Origin of the sequence: Alkanindiges illinoisensis (assembly GCF_004377485.1) — a bacterium.
GTDB lineage: Bacteria > Pseudomonadota > Gammaproteobacteria > Pseudomonadales > Moraxellaceae > Alkanindiges > Alkanindiges illinoisensis_A.
Genome location: NZ_SNTY01000069.1, coordinates 1 through 1,351 on the forward strand (window position 1 = coordinate 1; position 1,351 = coordinate 1,351).

Sequence of the window (1,351 nt, forward strand, 5' to 3'; positions counted from 1 at the left end):
TTGGATTACCTTCAAGCCTAATCATCTTAGTGGTATTCCAATGATCTTCAATTGTATTACCTACAATTTCTAGATCCTCAAGAATTGCTGTGGTCTGCAAGAAATGCATGTCACACTCAGCTGCACCGCCAATTCCCAAAGTAGGATACGATGAAGTTTCAATATCACCACCTGTGATTTGGATGTTGTAGATGTTGTGGTTTTCACTAAAGATGTTTTTGCGACAATATGAAATATGCATACCAACAATGTTGATTTGATGAATATCTCCACCTTGTTCAAAATGAATACCATAATCCGAACACGCAAAAATATGTCCAGAACTCAAGATCGCATTTCGATTCACACCACGGAAGACGATACCGCGACGCAAATAAGAGAAATTACAAGCCAAGAACGTCGGAGACATCACGTTATTGACCACAAAAGCAGTTCCAAGAACTTCCATCGGGTTTGTGATCTTCAGTGCAACAACTAATGGACCCATTTCGTTGTAAGCTAATCTTCGATTCAACGCACCAGCATTGGCTGAACTTGTTAAGGTTCCGATCATCTGAAATGTTTCAATATCGCCAATACAAACAATATGCGCCATGTTGCCCTTCACGAGTTTCACATACTCTGGGTTGTAGCGAATTGGACGAGTGACTTTGTATTTTTTGTTTGGCTCTAACGACACCACCCCTTGTTTCGGATTACTAAACAGGCGTTGTAGGTCGTCTGTATCATCTGTTGCAGGAATTGTATATTGCGAATCTTTCCAAGCCCCAGATGTCGCTTCAGCTTTAGAAATATAATTTGCATCGCCAGCACCAGCATAATCATATGCAACTGATCCTGAGCTAGATCCTTTACTGTTTGGAGTTGAAGCAGGGCTAAACTTATAACCAAAACTCTCGTATTCAGTTGCAATTTCACCCTCTTCTACTTGCACCCATGTCGGATAGCCATAGTTAGCTACATGAGATGTTAAGTATGCATATAAGATGAATTCATTCTCGCGAGTTGTAAAAGTAATTTTTTCAGTGGATTGTGGATCAGTTGAACTATTTAATACTCGATAATGATCTGTTTGAGTCGGACGACCAGTACCATTTCCCATTCTTTTAAACAACGCAACACGAAAACGATCACCGCCTTGTCTGCTCAATGTGTACGTTGTATTCGGCTTCACATTAACTAATATTGCAGCGCCATCAGATCCAGTTGTCCAACCTGTGATTAATGCGTTCTCACCTGACAAACCATCGTCTCTAAATACCTGTCTTATCCAATTTTGCTCACGTTCATCAGCAATATTCTTACTTTTAATAATATTTGATGCTTCTACATCTCGACTAAATACAGTCTT

1 pseudogene is annotated in these 1,351 nt (G+C 39.9%); it reads right to left on the bottom strand.

What is annotated here, in order from left to right:
- A pseudogene (locus tag E2B99_RS14665) lies at nucleotides 1-1,351 on the bottom strand (hypothetical protein); the annotation flags it as partial.